12 protein-coding genes are annotated in these 15,777 nt (G+C 44.0%); 11 read left to right on the top strand and 1 reads right to left on the bottom strand.

Translation table 11 applies throughout. From position 1 onward, the window contains the following. The first annotated feature begins 12 nt into the window (after nucleotides 1–12). From D3P07_RS15860 to D3P07_RS15875, 4 genes are read left to right on the top strand one after another with little or no spacing between them, the layout of a single operon-like run. Entirely contained in the window at nucleotides 13–417 is a 405-nt protein-coding gene (locus D3P07_RS15860) for a GntR family transcriptional regulator (RefSeq protein WP_119801183.1), read from the top strand. Further along, the gene (locus D3P07_RS15865; RefSeq protein ID WP_119801184.1) at nucleotides 414–1,358 is read left to right on the top strand and encodes an ABC transporter ATP-binding protein; all 945 of its coding nucleotides are present in this window, start codon (nucleotides 414–416) and stop codon (nucleotides 1,356–1,358) included. Before D3P07_RS15860 ends, D3P07_RS15865 begins: the two co-directional genes overlap by 4 nt. Further along, nucleotides 1,355–2,257 carry an ABC transporter ATP-binding protein gene (locus D3P07_RS15870; protein WP_119801185.1) on the top strand — a complete coding sequence of 301 codons (903 nt, stop codon included), beginning with the start codon at nucleotides 1,355–1,357 and terminating at the stop codon, nucleotides 2,255–2,257. The genes D3P07_RS15865 and D3P07_RS15870 overlap by 4 nt, the downstream gene beginning before the upstream one ends. Next, entirely contained in the window at nucleotides 2,250–3,560 is a 1,311-nt protein-coding gene (locus D3P07_RS15875) for an ABC transporter permease (protein ID WP_119801186.1), read from the top strand. Before D3P07_RS15870 ends, D3P07_RS15875 begins: the two co-directional genes overlap by 8 nt. A gap of 786 nt (nucleotides 3,561–4,346) precedes the next feature. On the opposite strand, the gene D3P07_RS27910 is transcribed toward D3P07_RS15875, so the two are convergent. Then, nucleotides 4,347–4,547: a CPBP family intramembrane glutamic endopeptidase gene (locus tag D3P07_RS27910; RefSeq protein ID WP_397334601.1), complete on the bottom strand. Its 201-nt coding sequence runs from the start codon at nucleotides 4,545–4,547 to the stop codon at nucleotides 4,347–4,349. Between the two features lie 481 nt (nucleotides 4,548–5,028). On the opposite strand from D3P07_RS27910, the gene D3P07_RS15880 reads away from it, so the two are divergent. The 7 genes from D3P07_RS15880 (at nucleotide 5,029) to D3P07_RS15910 (ending at nucleotide 15,463) form a co-directional block, all read left to right on the top strand. Beyond that, nucleotides 5,029–5,727, top strand: a complete 699-nt coding sequence (locus tag D3P07_RS15880) for a response regulator transcription factor (RefSeq protein WP_119801187.1) — start codon at nucleotides 5,029–5,031, stop codon at nucleotides 5,725–5,727. 3 nt (nucleotides 5,728–5,730) lie between these two features. Then, nucleotides 5,731–7,200 carry a sensor histidine kinase gene (locus D3P07_RS15885; protein ID WP_119801188.1) on the top strand — a complete coding sequence of 490 codons (1,470 nt, stop codon included), beginning with the start codon at nucleotides 5,731–5,733 and terminating at the stop codon, nucleotides 7,198–7,200. Beyond that, nucleotides 7,193–8,335 carry a hypothetical protein gene (locus D3P07_RS15890; RefSeq protein ID WP_119801189.1) on the top strand — a complete coding sequence of 381 codons (1,143 nt, stop codon included), beginning with the start codon at nucleotides 7,193–7,195 and terminating at the stop codon, nucleotides 8,333–8,335. The genes D3P07_RS15885 and D3P07_RS15890 overlap by 8 nt, the downstream gene beginning before the upstream one ends. Nucleotides 8,336–8,514: 179 nt before the next feature. Continuing rightward, nucleotides 8,515–10,305, top strand: a complete 1,791-nt coding sequence (locus tag D3P07_RS15895) for an acyltransferase family protein (protein ID WP_119801190.1) — start codon at nucleotides 8,515–8,517, stop codon at nucleotides 10,303–10,305. Between the two features lie 40 nt (nucleotides 10,306–10,345). Then, nucleotides 10,346–11,038 carry an SGNH/GDSL hydrolase family protein gene (locus D3P07_RS15900; RefSeq protein ID WP_119801191.1) on the top strand — a complete coding sequence of 231 codons (693 nt, stop codon included), beginning with the start codon at nucleotides 10,346–10,348 and terminating at the stop codon, nucleotides 11,036–11,038. Between the two features lie 39 nt (nucleotides 11,039–11,077). Beyond that, nucleotides 11,078–12,070 carry an LCP family protein gene (locus D3P07_RS15905; protein WP_119801192.1) on the top strand — a complete coding sequence of 331 codons (993 nt, stop codon included), beginning with the start codon at nucleotides 11,078–11,080 and terminating at the stop codon, nucleotides 12,068–12,070. 45 nt (nucleotides 12,071–12,115) lie between these two features. After that, nucleotides 12,116–15,463, top strand: coding sequence for a M14 family metallopeptidase (locus D3P07_RS15910; RefSeq protein WP_119801193.1), 3,348 nt, complete (start codon nucleotides 12,116–12,118; stop codon nucleotides 15,461–15,463). Nucleotides 15,464–15,777: the final 314 nt, after the last annotated feature.

Raw genomic sequence — 15,777 nt, forward strand, 5'->3', positions numbered from 1 at the left:
GCGGGTGAAGCAATGCGGCTGCCTATACAGATAAATGAACAAAGTGCAGAGCCGCTTTATCATCAGATCGAAGTCCAGCTAAGGGCATTGATCGTTAGCGGCCAGTTGGTAGAAGGCACGCTGCTGCCTTCAATCCGTGAACTCGCTCAGACGGTCAAATGCAGTGTCATTACGGTAAAACGCGTATATAGCGATCTCGAGGGTGAAGGACTGCTCCGAACAAGGCAAGGCACCGGTACCTACGTCGCGAAAGTCGGCGAACAGGAACGGGATCGCCATAGGCTGTCCGCTGTCATTGAGGCGCTCGATCAAGCTGTAACGGCAGGCAAGCGCATGCAATGCTCGGAAGCAGAAATGATAGAGCTTTTCAACGAAGTGGTTCACAGACATTACAGGCAAGGAGGGAAACCATCATGAGCGATTGGCAAGCGGAGCAGGCAATCCAGTTCAGCGGTGTCGCACAGCGCAAGCCGAATTTCAAGTTAGGTCCCATCACGCTGGACATACCAAAAGGATTCATCACGGCAATCGTTGGGCCGAACGGCAGCGGCAAGAGTACGCTATTCCGCATGGTGCTCGATCTGGAGAAGCCGCAGGAAGGAACGGTGACGGTACTGGATCATCCCATGGGTACCGGAGACGATGCACCCGTCAAGCAGCGAATCGGCTATTTGCCGGAAGAATCGCTGCCGCATGATGACAAGCTTAAAGCGTACGAGAAAGCAAGATTTAACAGCTACTGGTATAAGGACTGGGATGTGAACCGCTATCAGGAATTGCTGCTCAGTCTGCAGGTCAACGATAATCTGCTGCTTGGGAAGATGTCGAAGGGGATGAGACGGAAGTGCGAGTTCGCGCTTGCCTTAGCCCATGCTCCAGATCTGCTGCTGCTGGATGAGCCTTCCTCTGGGCTAGATCCATTGGCGTGGAAGTCGATGATTGAGATTCTTCATCGCTATATGGAGCTTGGTGACAGGACAATACTGATGACCTCCCATATTGTGGAGGAAGTAAAGCGGTTGGCCGATTACATCGTCTTTATGGCGCAAGGCCGCGTGCTTGGCGTCTATGAGAAGGATGAGTTGTTCAGCAGCTGGTTCACCTTCTTCGTATCAGGCGAGGGATTGAACACCCAGATGGCTTCCAGAATGCCGGGGCAATGCGGCATAGAATCGATCGGCGGCCAATCGTTGCGTATCACAACAAGCGAAGCCTTCCAGGCGGAGCAATGGTGCGAGACGGAAGGCATCACGATCCTCAGCAAGCAAGCGCTGGAGCTGGATGAAATATTAAGCACCTTATTGCAGCAAGACGGAATAAGTAAACGAGTACATGAAGCGAGGGGAAAATCGAAATGAAACCATTGGTAGTGGAACAAGTCATGAAGCAATATGGAGAGAAGACAGCGGTTAATAACATCAGCTTTGAAGTGAGCGAAGGTGAAATCTACGGCTTGCTGGGCGCGAATGGCGCAGGCAAAACAACGACGATGCGTATGGTGCTGGGACTGATCTATCCAGACGGCGGTTCGATCAAGTACAACGGCAAGCCATACAGCAATGAGCAGCTAAGCCGTCTCGGTTATTTGCCGGAGGAGAGAGGTCTTTATCCGAAAATTCGCGTCAGCGATCAGATTATATACTTATCCCAGCTGCGCGGCATGTCCCGCAAGGATGCTGACCAGAACCTGAAATATTGGCTGGAGAAATTCGAGGTGCCGGAGTATTACAACAAGCGGGTCGAAGAACTGTCGAAAGGCAATCAGCAAAAAATCCAGTTCATCGCAGCCGTTAACCACCGCCCGAACATCGTTATTATGGATGAAGCGTTCAGTGGACTCGACCCTGTCAATGTCGAGCTTCTGAAGTCGACGGTCAAGGAATTGAGAGACTCTGGGGCGACCATTCTGTTCTCGACGCATCGCATGGAGCATGTAGAGGAGCTATGCCGCAACATTACGATTTTGCACCGCTCGAATACGGTGGTGAAGGGCAGCATTAAGGAAATCAAGAAGCAGTATCCGCGTGAGCGTGTCATCTTGAGCACAGAGAACGAGGTAAAAGGTTTGGAGAGCATTAGCGGTGTGACAGGTGTGAACCTGCAGGAATACGGCTATGAAATCGGCATTCAGAATGAAGCGGTAGGCGGCGAGATTCTGCGCCATGCGATGGCTCAATCGACTGTCACCAGATTCGAGATTAAGGAACCGACATTGAACGAAATCTTTATTAAAACGGTAGGTGATCGCCATGAATAGTTTTTGGACAGTAGTAGGGTTTACAGCTCGCAATAAGTTTAAAGGCAAGGCGTTTATTATCACAACGCTTATTATCGCAGTCATTTTAAGTATCGGGGTCAATCTCCCGTATATTATCTCTCAGTTCGATACCGGCGGAAATAAAGTGACGACTATCGGCTACATTCAGTCAACGAATGAGGAATCGTCCACAGGAACGGCAACAGGCGATAGCCTGAAAGCCTTCTACGAGCAACAAGAAAATGCGAAGCTTAGTCTCATTCCTTACCCGGACAAAGGCAGCACCGAAGAGAATGAGAAGCAGCTGAAGCAAGCGATTAAGGATAACGATATTAAAGGCTATCTGGAATTCGGTGCAATGACGCCAAGCGGCTTCCCGGAGATGAGCTACAAGTCCGAGAAGATGATGGAGTTCTCGCTTACGGAGAACTTGACGGGAGCGCTTCAACTGATTCGTCAGGCGACTGTGCTTCAAGATGCAGGACTTACAGATGAGCAAGTAGCGCAGTTAAATGCGCCAATCAATATCGCAGCAGTGCAAATTTCCTCTTCCGAGGGCGGTATCGGCGGCAAGACGCCTGCTGAGCAAGGCGTCAACATGGGTCTGATCTACTTCATTATCATTTTCTTGTTCATGGCGATTATCACTTCCGGCCAGTTGATTGCATCAGAGATCACGGCAGAGAAGAGCTCCCGTGTCATGGAGATTCTGATTACGAGCGTATCGCCGCTGAAAGGCATGTTCGGCAAAATCTTCGGTATGTTCACGGTTGTACTGAGCCAGGTGTCGTTCTTCGTTATCGTGCTCCTGCTCAATGTATCGCTGCCGCACAACAAAGACGCGCTGGCAGGACTCGACATTGACCTGACGAAGATTGATCCGTTACTGCTCGCCTATGCGATTATCTTCTTCCTGACTGGCTTCTTCCTGTTCGCTACTCTCTACGCAGCTGTGGGCTCGATCGTAAGCCGAACAGAGGATCTTGGCCAGGCGACAATGCCAATGACCATTATCTCGCTTGCCGGCTTCTACATTGCGATCTTCAGCTTGAGCGCACCGGACAGCATGCTGGTCAAAGTAACATCGTTCATCCCGCTGTTCTCGCCATTCGTGATGATTCTGCGTCTCGGCCTGACGGATGTTCCATTCTGGGAAGCTGCCCTGTCGATCGGCTTGCTGCTGGTTACGATCTACATCGCAGTCTTCGTATCGGCTAAGATTTACCGCACAGGCGTCCTGATGTATGGCAAACGCCCAAGCTGGAAAGAGATTCGTAAAGCGATGAAGGCTTATAAGATTTAATAATTGATTTATGAAGTTGTAATCTTTATTTTATAATGACGCTGGATTGATTGAAAAATGTCGGTAGTTTTATTTAGAGTGTCGTTGGTAGCTTAATTTAACTCTAGCAGAATTGAATTTAATACTGGGTTTCATGTTAATCCAATATAAATCATGAATGAGAGAGTCGACTTAGGGGGATGAACAAACTTTTAAGTAAAATGACGTTTTTAGGATGACTTGTCCATAGGCAAATATTTATTCAAACAAGCCGGATAATCCGTACGCTAAGGATTATCTGGCTTGTTAATGCGTTGCGTGTATGATACCTTATATTCCGCAAAGTACAATGGCTTGTTAGTTCCTTTAAATTATGTTTCCGATATTGAATTCATGACAGATGTGTTGCTTTCTCTCAAGGTAGATAGTTTTACTTTCAAGAACAATAATCGGATAGAACAACTAACATACCTTGTCGATTGTAAAGTCAATTTATTTAACGCTATGAAACGGTTGTTAAGTAAGGCCGTTCGGGAAGCAAGAGCAACCGCAATAAAAAATTGTAGTTGGTGTCGATGTTCTTTTTAGTAAGTTAGCAAGCAGACCCAAAAAAGAAGTGCTCGATGTTATGTCGAATATTGATTTAATCTCTAGATTTAATGAGATTAGATCCAATATAACATCAGCTGAATTTAAAAAGTTTACTTTAAATCAACAAGAAGTTGAATCTGCTCTGTAAATGAGTACCGAATAAAACGTCCATGTCATTGTCTGGAATAGAAAAATTTCAGCAATAATATGGACGTTTTATTTTTGATTATCTTTCAAATGTTTAAATGAAGGAAATAGTTGACGGACTCGCTGGCTACGCGTTGCGATAAAGATGGACCAGAATGCACCACCTTTTAACGATCTGAACATCCGGTACATATAGCCTCTAAACAAAATTTCTTCAGCGGCACATTGAATCAAGTTATAGATGCGACAACAATGAATACGCCCAATCACGGGAGCGGATCGAAATTAAGGATAAAGCTTGGGTTGCACGGCTAGATTGATAAGCAAGAACAGTATCAGTGCGAAAAACTACTAGGAAAAATAAATTGAAAATTTACAAAGGTCGTGCCTTTACCTTCAAACGAAAAGGTTTAAAGGAATCTTGAAAAAATATCAGGTAACCAGAACGACGCCGTTCAAGTGCTACTGTAGTTCTTATGTATACCTCTGTTTAAATACCTAGATAACAATCCTCAATTCTTCTTAATCATGAAACAAGTCTCTTTTAACGAAGTCGCGAAAAATGCGTTTTTTTTCTTCTGCAATGCATAGAACTGGATTCTAAGTATAGAATGAAAATTTACTTCGTTTGCTGAGTTGAATGATTGCAGCCTTTTCATCTTAATTTGATAAATCCTACACAAATCGTTAACATTAAGAAACGATGTCGTGAGCATTACTAAAATCAGTAAAAAAAGAGGCGGAGATTACTTTGAATAATGCAAAAATACTTATAATTGAAGATGATACTGCGATTGCTGATTTGCTTTCTTACGGTCTTACCGAGGAGGGCTTCCAGACGCGATCAGCTTCAAATGGAGCAGCGGGAATGAGCGAACTGCAGCAGTTTCATCCTGACCTTTTGCTGCTTGACTGGATGTTGCCTGATCAAAGTGGGCTGGATATTTGTAAAAAAGCAACCGCAGATTATAACATACCGATTTTTATGATTACTGCGAAGTCCGATATCACCGATAAAATCCTTGGCCTTGAATTTGGCGCAGACGACTATATAACGAAACCGTTCGACTTACGTGAAGTTGTTGCTAGAATCCGGACGATTCTTCGCCGATTTGAGCAAGCAAATCAAAGGGATAAAAACGGTTTGAAAAAAGAAGTGATTCGTTTTAACAATGTTGAAATCAATGTCGGTGAAAGATATGTGAGAAAAAATAGTCAAACCGTTGAACTAACTCCTAAAGAATATGATCTGCTTATGGCACTCGTCAGAAATCCAGGGAGAACCTTTACGCGTTCCGAATTACTCGACATGGTATGGGGATATCATTTTGCAGGGGATACCCGTACAGTCGATACACACATCCAACGACTTCGTAAAAAGCTCGATAGAACCGAATGCATTGCGACAGTATTCGGGATCGGATACAAGTTCAAGAAAAAAGAGGATTAAAGCATGATACGCAAAATCAGCCTTAAATTCCTGCTTGGATTTATATTGATCTTCTCCATATCTTTTGTTGTACTGAATCAAACGGTGAAGGAATCCATTCGAACAAGCAATCAAAATTTGATTACGACTGAGTTGGTGGGGCTTAAAAACAACAGTAACGTATACGTCCGTCAAGCGTTCCTGATTAATCACTTTTCGAATAATGAGCTGTATTTCGGAGAGATGGCCGAGGAACTTGGGAAGAACCTATATCATGCCACTGGAAACAGCGTAGGCGTGTATACAGTGCAGGGTGACTTGCTATTTTCTACGGATAAATCCGCATTCTTGCAGCTGGAGAAAAACGATTTGGTAGAGGCAATTAACGGGAAGACAGCTTATAACATTCGTTCTGATGAGAATCAGACATCCGTTTTGTTTTCTTATCCCGTTGTTATTGATGGATCCAAGGTTGGTATTTTGCGATTTTCTAAAGATTTCACCCTGCTGTACCAACAAAGTATTCGAATTTTGAATATTACGCTCTACATTACATTGGCTATTTTCGCTGCAGCATTTCTGTTTTCATACATTCTATCCAGGCATATCACACTTCCGCTTGGTAAACTTGCCAGGGCCTCCTCTGAGGTTAAAAACGGAAATTTGGACGTTCGCATCCAGTTTAAACGTAAGGATGAAATCGGCCGACTTGCCGGGAATTTCAATGACATGATTGTTCAAATCAGCCAGCAGATCAAAATCATCCAAAAGGATCGAGATCAACTCAAAGAACTTCATGAGCAAGAAAAACGTTTCTTCGACAACATTACCCATGAACTCAAAACTCCGTTAACCTCAATCCTGGGATATGCTGAGTTAATCAAGGCCAAGGGTGAGCGTGATCCGAAGTTTTTTGAAAAGGGGATCAATCACATCATCGAAGAGAGTAATCGTCTGCATTCGATGGTATTGAAGTTGCTTGAGGTCTCTCGGCGTCAATCGCCGATTTTGGAGCTGGAGAAAATTGAAGCAGGATCTGTTCTTCGTGATGTTTGTGATTCAATGGCCATTCGTGCAGGGCGATTTAAAAAAAGCATTCAGGTAAATATTGAGAACGAATTATACGTGTTGGCGGAGGAAAACAGAGTACGTCAACTTTTTATTAACTTGCTTGACAATGCAATTAAATACAGTTGGGCATTTTCCGAAATAACGGTAAAGGGTTTTCAGACCAACGGAAAAATCCTTTTCACGATTGACAATAAAAGTGATCCTCTCGATGCAGATCAGCTGTCGAAATTGTTTGAACCCTTCTACTTGGTTCACTCCAAACATTCGGAGGAGGGCAGCGTCGGACTGGGGTTAAGTATCGTCAAGTCCATTGTAGATGAATTGAAGGGTTCGATTTCCGTTGTCTTCAAAGATGACCACACCACTGTTACCGTCGAATTTAACCGTTTGCAATTGACTAAGGGAGTGAAATCGAATGGCTAAAAAGAATGGTGGATGGGTCTCATGGATTCTTTTTCCACTCCTCCTTCTGGTGTCAGGCTGCAGTACCGGATTACAAAGCGAAACCATTATTATAACCGACAGCGATGAAATGGATCATCCCCCACAGGATTCTAGTCCAGTTCAGGTCAAAAAGATCTATCGGCTGTCAGATGAAAATGCTGATACGGTACAATGGCTGGGTTGGTCCTCAACCGACTCGATCGTTGGTACATTCAAGGCTGCGGACCTGCCTGAACGTTTCATGATCAGACGTTTGGCTTATCCATTTGAACAAAGCGAAAACATTACAGAGATTAACATGAATACTTCCCGAATATCGCTTTCGCCGGATGGTAAACATGTCGCCGAAATGACCATGTCCAGAAAAGAGGCAAGTTTGAAGCTCAATTCATTGAAGGATCTCAAAAAAACGGAGATCGACAAATTCAGTGCCAGCAGTCAGATGTTTTTGCAGGACATGTCCTGGTCAGACAACAGCCAATATATCAGTTATTTGGTACTTGACTCGGTTGATAGCAGCAAGAAAAGCCTACGGTTGTTCGACACCAAAACAGGACTCTCCAAACCTTATGCTTTAAACGAATTCGAGGAAAATGACACACTGATTAGTATTCACATATCCAATGATGGCCGAAGTGCATTGATTATGCTGTATGAGTCCGATCAACCGGTCAAAAAAACCATGGTGCTTGGCAAACTGATAGATGATCACTTTGAGGCCAAGTATAAACGCCAAACTGGTGAAAATCAGGTTGCCTGGATCGGGAACGATCAGTTTGCTTTTCTGGAAAGGGATGGCACACTGTATGAATACGATATGCGAAACGGCGAGCTTTCGGTTATTTTGGAAAAAGTGTATGCTTATGCATTTTCCCAGGACAAAAAATTTATTGCTTACTCGCTGCAAGGTGAAGATGTTGTCTATGTTGGCAAAATGCAAGGCAGAAATGTGCTGTACAACAAACCCGTTTATCACGGTATTATCCCGATGAATCTGAAATGGAATTCAGAAAATTCAAGACTGCTCATTCAAGGGTCAAGTGCATTTACGAATCCAAATATCATTCAAACGAACTATTTAAAAGAACCTTCATTAATTATTGAACTTGAATAGTGTGACTTCATCCAACCACCCTTGTAACGGACCATGTCCATGACAAGGGTGGTTTTCATTGTCAACAAGGATGTGTACGTTGTAACAACTTGTTTACATCTTGATCAAACTTTGGCGACATCCTCAAATTATATTAATTAAAGAGACATAGCCTATTTACAGACAAGGATTGAATCAAGATGAGCAAGAAATTGGATCAACCGATGAAACGTTATATGCCCGGAATCGATGGTCTACGCGCCATTTCTGTCTTGGCTGTCATTGCATACCATTTCGATTTGAAGTGGGCCCAAGGCGGGTTACTGGGAGTAGGAGTATTTTTCGTTCTGTCCGGTTACTTGATTACAGATCAGCTCTTTATGGAGTGGAGAGTAAAAAAACACATATCGATTTGGAACTTTTGGATAAGCAGGTTTCGTAGACTGTTGCCTGCTATGTTAAGCATGCTCATTCTGGTTGCAATGTGGTTAGCGGCTACGGATCCTGCCAGACTCTTGTCACTAAAAGGAGACTTTATCTCTTCTGTTTTTTACGTGAATAACTGGTATCTCATCTATCATAAAGTTTCCTACTTTGAAAGTTTTGGTCCTGCTTCGCCGATTGGACATCTATGGTCGCTTTCCATCGAAGAACAGTTTTACGTGATTTGGCCCATCGCACTATCCATCGGCATAAGGTTTGCACCCCGGCGTGGAAAGTTACTATTGTACATGTTGGTAGTGGCTTCTGTATCCGCGATAGCGATGGCTCTAATCTATGTGCCAGGAACTGATCCGAGCAGGGTTTATTACGGAACGGATACCAGGGCATTCGCGTTACTGATTGGAGCTGCCATGGCGGTCGGATGGCCGAGCTGGAAGTTAAGCGAGAAGATTTCCCCAGCGGCGCGTACATCGCTAGATATGATTGGTGCTTTAGGATTACTCGTTTTACTTATATCGATTCTCCGTACAAATGAGTATGAGGATTCTTTGTATCAGTATGGCTTCCTCTATCTGTCCCTGGTTACCGCCGTAATTGTTGCAGTGTTGGCGCATCCGGGAAGCCGACTAGGCAAAATTCTGGGATGTCGACCATTAACTTGGCTCGGTAAGCATTCCTACAGCCTCTATATTTGGCACTATCCCGTCATTACCTTAATGCGACCAGATGAGCGTAACGAAGGACTTGGATTTACAGAAATTGTACTGCAACTCGCCATCATTTTCTTATTGTCCATTTTATCATACAAATATATTGAAGAACCGATTCGCAGAGGGGGATTAAGGGATACATGGAAATTAATCCGAAGCCATGCTCGCTTTAAACCAATAGTGGGTTTGAGTGTAACACTGTTCGTCTTTTTCTTCACGCATACCTGGATATCCAATGTAGTGAAGGATCAATCAGATTTGGCTCAACCTGTAGGCATTCAAAACACAGTCCAAAATAACCGTCCAGCAATCAGTGATGCCAACCAAAAATTGAAGCAAGACGATGAAATCGTGGAGTCACCTCATGCAGGAGAGGGCATCACGCTTATCGGTGATTCCCTTACGCTTTCTGTGGATTCCTACGTAAAAGAGTTGCTACCCGGCATTGTGGTTGACGGCAAGGTCGGCAGACAGATGTCCCAAGTTCAAGAGGTAGTGGATAATCTGCAGTCAAAGGGACAATTAGGAGACCACATCATCATTGAACTGGGAAGCAATGGGGTCTTTAACAAGAGCAAACTTCGATCCTTGCTGGATTCTTTACAGGACAAAGAGCTTTACCTCGTTACTACACGGGTGTCTAAGAGTTGGCAGAATACGGTCAATGATGCTTTGAAGGAAGTTGCAAATGACTATCAGAATGTGAGAATTATAGATTGGTATTCTGCTAGTCAGAACAAGAGTGAGTTTTTTACTCAGGATGGTGTTCATCTCACCCTGGAGGGGGCTCGATTTTATGCGTCTCTCCTGGCTGAACAGCTCAAACAAAATGAATAGCTTACCCAAGAGATATAAGAATGAAAGGATGGAATAAAAGATGAAACAACGAAAAGCATGGATGGTTTGGGGGCTTGCTCTCCTGATTTTCTCCTTGGGATATGTCGGCTTCCACTCACAGGCCTTTTCTAATAGCGAACCAGAAAAAACAAGTATTCCATCTTCTGAATCATCCAAAGAAATTTCTATTCACACTCAGACTGAGCCAAAGAATGATATCCATTCTTCGAAAGAGGCTAAACATTCGGAATCAGCGTCTATCGACGGAGAAGGAGTAACGGTCATAGGAGATTCCGTCATCGTTGGAGTTGAGCCTTACCTGAAGGAGAAGCTCCCGAAGGCCACCGTTGATGGGAAGGTTGGCAGACAGATGTCCCAGGCCAGTAAATTAATTGATGAATTAAGTGCAAAAGAAGAATTGGGAGACCGCATCATAATAGAACTTGGAACCAACGGTCCCTTCTCTAAAGATCAGCTTCGAAGTATATTGACATCCCTTGCCGAAGCTAAACAGGTTTTGGTTGTAACAACCCGCGTTCCAAAAGGATGGCAAGATACCGTGAATTCTAACATCAAGGATGTTGTTGGTGAATTCGAAAATGCAAAAGTGGTGGATTGGTATGCAGCAAGCGAAGGGAAAGAAGATTATTTCTACAAAGACGGGGTGCATCTGAAGCCAGATGGTAGCCGATTTTATGCATCACTTCTCATACAAGGCTTGCAGGATGAATAAGTTGAGTTTCGATTGAAGACGAAGGAATGGAGTAAACATATGCCGCTAAAAAAGAAAAAAACAGCATTCAGATTAATCATCATTTTACTAGCAGTTGTCGCTTTTGGACTTTATTATTTCTTGTCCATTTATAAAGGCTTGGAAGGCTTAAATAAAACTTCGAGTAACTCTCCCTTTTTTGAGGTGATGGCGAGTGATGAGAAAGTCGTAGAACCTCCTAAATGGTTAGGCACGGAGCCAGTCAATATTTTATTAATGGGTGTTGATGCACGTGGAAACAAAAAAGGCGAGATTCCTAGATCCGACAGTATGATGGTGGTTTCCTTAGACCCTGTTTATAAACGTATCCATGTATTCTCTATTCTACGTGATACCTATACCGACATCCCGGATCATGGCAAGAACCGTATTAACACAGCGATCACGCATGGACCCAATACGGCTATGAGTGCAGTAAGTGACTTGCTTGGTATTCCGATCCAATTTTACGTATACACAGACTTCCAGGGATTTATCAAACTAGTGGATGCTGTAGGCGGGGTTGATTTTTATGTGGAGAAAGATATGAACTATGGTAGTATTGCCGACAAGCATGAGTACGATATCAACCTGAAAGAAGGAGAGCAGCATTTAGACGGGACCACTGCACTTCAATATGTTCGTTTTCGTCACGATGCTTTGTCCGATTATGCTCGAACGAAACGCCAACGCGATTTCATCAATGCCATCGTCGAAAAAATGAAAAGCGCGACATCGATCATGAAGCTGCCTTCCATACTAAAAGAAGTCAGTCCGTATATGGATACGAATATGTCGGTTGAAGACATGTGGCAACTGGCATCGGTCGGATATAAGAGCAGGGTCGAGGCAAGTGAGCAAATCCCTCCGATGGAGTTGCTCAAAGAAACCTATGTTGGAAGTGCAGCAGTGCTGACCGTGTCAAGCAGCCGTGATCTTAAGGAGTATGTCCGGAATATGATTGTAGCACATGAGCCAGATCCCGCTGAAGGCGGGGGGATAACACAACGATAGTGAATGAGGGACCGGAGGGATGGGGAAATGAGAAGGAGGAGCAAGATGTTTAAGAAAATAAGGAAGCAAAGTGTACTCATATTATTGTTAACACTTTTGGTCATGACGTACACGATCTCCGACTACAGGGTTCTGGCACAGGCCGCACAGGAGAATGTGAAGAATCCAGTGACAACTCAACTATTAAAAATGAGTAATCATGTTGCATCGATGACGGAGAAGAGAACATTTCAAGTCAAGTTTGATCTTCCAAAAGGTGTGAAAGCGGAAAGTATACGCTGGACGTATGATGATAAACCACTATCAGAATGGAAAACATTCGAACAAGGTGACTACACCGGTCCGGCTTTCATTACGGTTAGCGTTGAGAAGGTGAATAATGGAGAGTTTACGGCCAACGTGACCTTTGATCTGCCATATGGTTCGACCAATCTGGCCGAACCACGCTTGCAGGCCCAGCGATTTGGGTCACTGATGGGCACATATGAACTGGCAGCGGTAGCTAATGGACAAATTATTGCCCAGGCACCCGTGAAATTAACACCTTACGAAAGCTTCATTACCTATGATGAGTTGAAGCCGGAGATAGATGCCGTGACAGCTCAAGCAGCTGAGAAAAATGAAAGATACATTGAAACCACATCCATTGGAAAGTCAGTGGAAGGTCGAGATATTTATTTTACGATTGTTGCCAAGAATAGGGCGACTGTAGACAAATATCAAAAAGTAACTCATCCTGCCATGATGAACAATCCCGAACAATTACAGGAGGACATTAAATCAGGTGCATTCGGTGACTATGCTGTACCGGTCTGGATAAATAATATTCACCCAAATGAGTCCCCTGGAGTCGATGCGATCTTTAACTATTTTAAGTCCATAGCTTTGGATAAGAGCATAACGTATAACACGACTTTGCCGACTGGCAAACCGAGCAAAGTCTCGCTTAATGTAGAAGATGCGTTAGACCATGTGTTCTTCCTATTCGTTTATACCAACAATCCGGATGGACGCGCTCATACGACAAGAGGGAACGCTAATGACTTCGATTTGAACCGGGACAACTCTTACCAAACCCAACCGGAGACACGCAGCGTTACGGAACAGATTGCAAAATGGTCTCCACTGTCATTTCTAGATTTACATGGATTCGATAGAAATTTTCTCATTGAACCGGCCACGCCGCCGCATGATCCAAACATCGAATACGATTTGATGATAGACCACATGGTAGAACAAGCGAAAGCCATGGGTGAAGCCGGAATAGCCAATACCCATTATGATTATTATCATATTCCTTACGAAGAACATCGGAAATCCGTTGAAGATCCGAGTTATCAGTCCGAGGGTGTGGCTTCAGGATGGGATGATGCGTCACCGGCCTACACCGCAGTATTCGCCATGCATCATGGTGCATTGGGACACACGCTCGAGGTTCCGGAGAATAACGAAGAATCCACAAAGGCCTTATACTACAGTACAGCAGCAGCTACATCCTATGTGATGAATAATAAAGAGAAACTGTTTGTAAACCAACTAGAAATTTATAAACGCGGGGTCCATAATGTTGACGATCATGCAGTAGATCAATATTTGGTCAATGCTAAAAATGATCAAATCGGTCGTCCACGTCAGGGAATGCAGAATTTTTTTCCGGAATATTACGTGTTACCCATCGACAAGAACCTTCAAAAAAATCCGCTCGAAGCATACCGTATGATTGAGTATTTTCTTCGTAACGGGGTTCAGGTCGAACGTTCCACAGAAGCTGTCAGCATTGATGGTAAGACATATCCTGAAGGATCATTTGTTGTCAATATGCATCAAGCATTGAGAGGGATAGCTAATCTAGTCTTGTATGACGGAGTGGATGTATCCGATTATGAATCTGTCGCCGGAGGAATTGTTCAAAATTTCCCTGATCTGCGCGGTTTTGATTCATATGCAATCCGAAAGCCGCTTGCGTTTACAAGTAAGACAATGCCGGTAACCTCGGTTTCAGTTCCTGCGACGACAGTGCCTGGCCATACAGATTACGTGCTGATCGGCAATACCAATAACGACGCAATCCAAGCGGTAAATCATTTACTTGCTGCAGGCAAGAAAGTGACCATGCTTACTTCACGCGGTGAAGGGCACGAAATAGGTGATTTCGTTGTTTCCTATGTCGATTTGTATCCACTAGCTTCAAAATATTTTCTTGACGTGAGTGCATTTGGCAACAACAAACCGGATGGAAAGGAACTTAGACGTTCGACAGTAGCAGCGCTAGGTGAAGCCGCATTTGTATTGGAAGGAATGGGCTTCGATGTCACTTCAGATCAGGTGAAGGCAGATGTACTCGTCAATACATTCGATTTTTCCGATATGGTGGAAAAAGGAAAACCTTATATCGCCTATGGATACATGGGCATGATGAATATCCAAGACTTGATTCCCGGATTCTCCTATAAGGGTCCAGGATGGCAGCGATACGAAGGAGTATTCTTGGCAGACGTCAACCAGGATAATGTCATCACCGGACCTTACGATGAACAGGAGCATTTATATACCGTATCCGGTACCTATATTACATCTGTTCCCAAAACAGCAAAAGTGCTTGCTACATTCAGCGACCAAGACCATTTTTACAAGTCGGGCTGGTGGCCAGGACATGATGCCGCCAAGGGCCAAATCATGGCTTTCACATATAAAGAAAACAACAAAAATCTGACGGTGTTTTCTAACGATTTGACGAACGCGGCCCATTCTCAGCATCAATACCGATTGCTGGCCAATTCCATCTTCAATTCAGTTTCTGCCGAGACTGAGGATTCCGGATCAAATGTAGCGTTTAATGACTTAAAAAGCGTTGAGTCTTGGGCAGGAGATGAAATCCGCCAATTGGCAAGTCAAGGAATTCTGCAAGGTACAGGCGGATATCGTTTTGAACCATTGAAGCAATTGACCCGTGCAGAATTTACGACGATGATCGTAAAGAGCCTTAATCAAACCAATGCACAGGCCAAAAGTTCCTTTACCGATGTTCCATCGTCAAGTTGGTTTTATCCTTATATTTCAGCAGCTGTTGAATCCAAACTAGTTAATGGCTTGGGAGACGGTCGCTTTGAACCCAAACGAGCTATTACACGAGAAGAGATGGCTCAAATGGCTGCTAATGTTCTGAAGCTCCCTCAACATCCTTCACTTGACAGCATTGACGATTCATTTGCTACATTTACCGATAAAGATACTATTGCCCCTTATGCGAGAGAGGCCGTTGCCTTGTTGACCCAAAAAGGAATCCTTCAAGGAGTTACCTTGACAACCTTCGGTCCAAAAGAAATCGCAAACCGGGCACAGGCTGCGGTGATAATTCACCGAATGATGCAACTTAAGGAAGAACCGGTATAATTCATAATATGTAACCCCATTCGACTTCGAGTGGGGTTTATTGCAAATTGCCCAAGGAGAAAAGCTTTTGCTATTGAATGAATTTCTTCTTTTACACGTTGAAATGACAGGCGGGAGGTAGGGTATAGGTCCATTCGAGGTGCGGAGGTTGGAGCTAATGGCCAAAAGAAAAAAGCCCACCCAAGGGTGATATGCTCCCCTTTAGGTAGACAGGTGAAATAATAAAACCTGTTTATCAAGGGGAGTTTTTTTTCATGTCCAAAATAAATGAGTACTGCGTGGAAGAGAAATTAGCCATTTTGAAGGAGCATGAA

It is taken from the genome of Paenibacillus sp. 1011MAR3C5 (genome assembly GCF_003591485.1).
Classification (GTDB): Bacteria; Bacillota; Bacilli; order Paenibacillales; family Paenibacillaceae; genus Pristimantibacillus.

Bases quoted from the DNA above. Each gene is read 5' to 3' on its own strand.
- D3P07_RS15895 (WP_119801190.1), top strand. From the start codon at position 8,515: ATGAGCAAGAAATTGGATCAACCGATGAAACGTTATATGCCCGGAATC.
- D3P07_RS15860 (WP_119801183.1), top strand. From the start codon at position 13: ATGCGGCTGCCTATACAGATAAATGAACAAAGTGCAGAGCCGCTTTAT.
- D3P07_RS15890 (WP_119801189.1), top strand. From the start codon at position 7,193: ATGGCTAAAAAGAATGGTGGATGGGTCTCATGGATTCTTTTTCCACTC.
- D3P07_RS15865 (WP_119801184.1), top strand. From the start codon at position 414: ATGAGCGATTGGCAAGCGGAGCAGGCAATCCAGTTCAGCGGTGTCGCA.
- D3P07_RS15885 (WP_119801188.1), top strand. From the start codon at position 5,731: ATGATACGCAAAATCAGCCTTAAATTCCTGCTTGGATTTATATTGATC.
- D3P07_RS15875 (WP_119801186.1), top strand. From the start codon at position 2,250: ATGAATAGTTTTTGGACAGTAGTAGGGTTTACAGCTCGCAATAAGTTT.
- D3P07_RS15870 (WP_119801185.1), top strand. From the start codon at position 1,355: ATGAAACCATTGGTAGTGGAACAAGTCATGAAGCAATATGGAGAGAAG.
- D3P07_RS15905 (WP_119801192.1), top strand. From the start codon at position 11,078: ATGCCGCTAAAAAAGAAAAAAACAGCATTCAGATTAATCATCATTTTA.
- D3P07_RS15900 (WP_119801191.1), top strand. From the start codon at position 10,346: ATGAAACAACGAAAAGCATGGATGGTTTGGGGGCTTGCTCTCCTGATT.
- D3P07_RS15910 (WP_119801193.1), top strand. From the start codon at position 12,116: ATGTTTAAGAAAATAAGGAAGCAAAGTGTACTCATATTATTGTTAACA.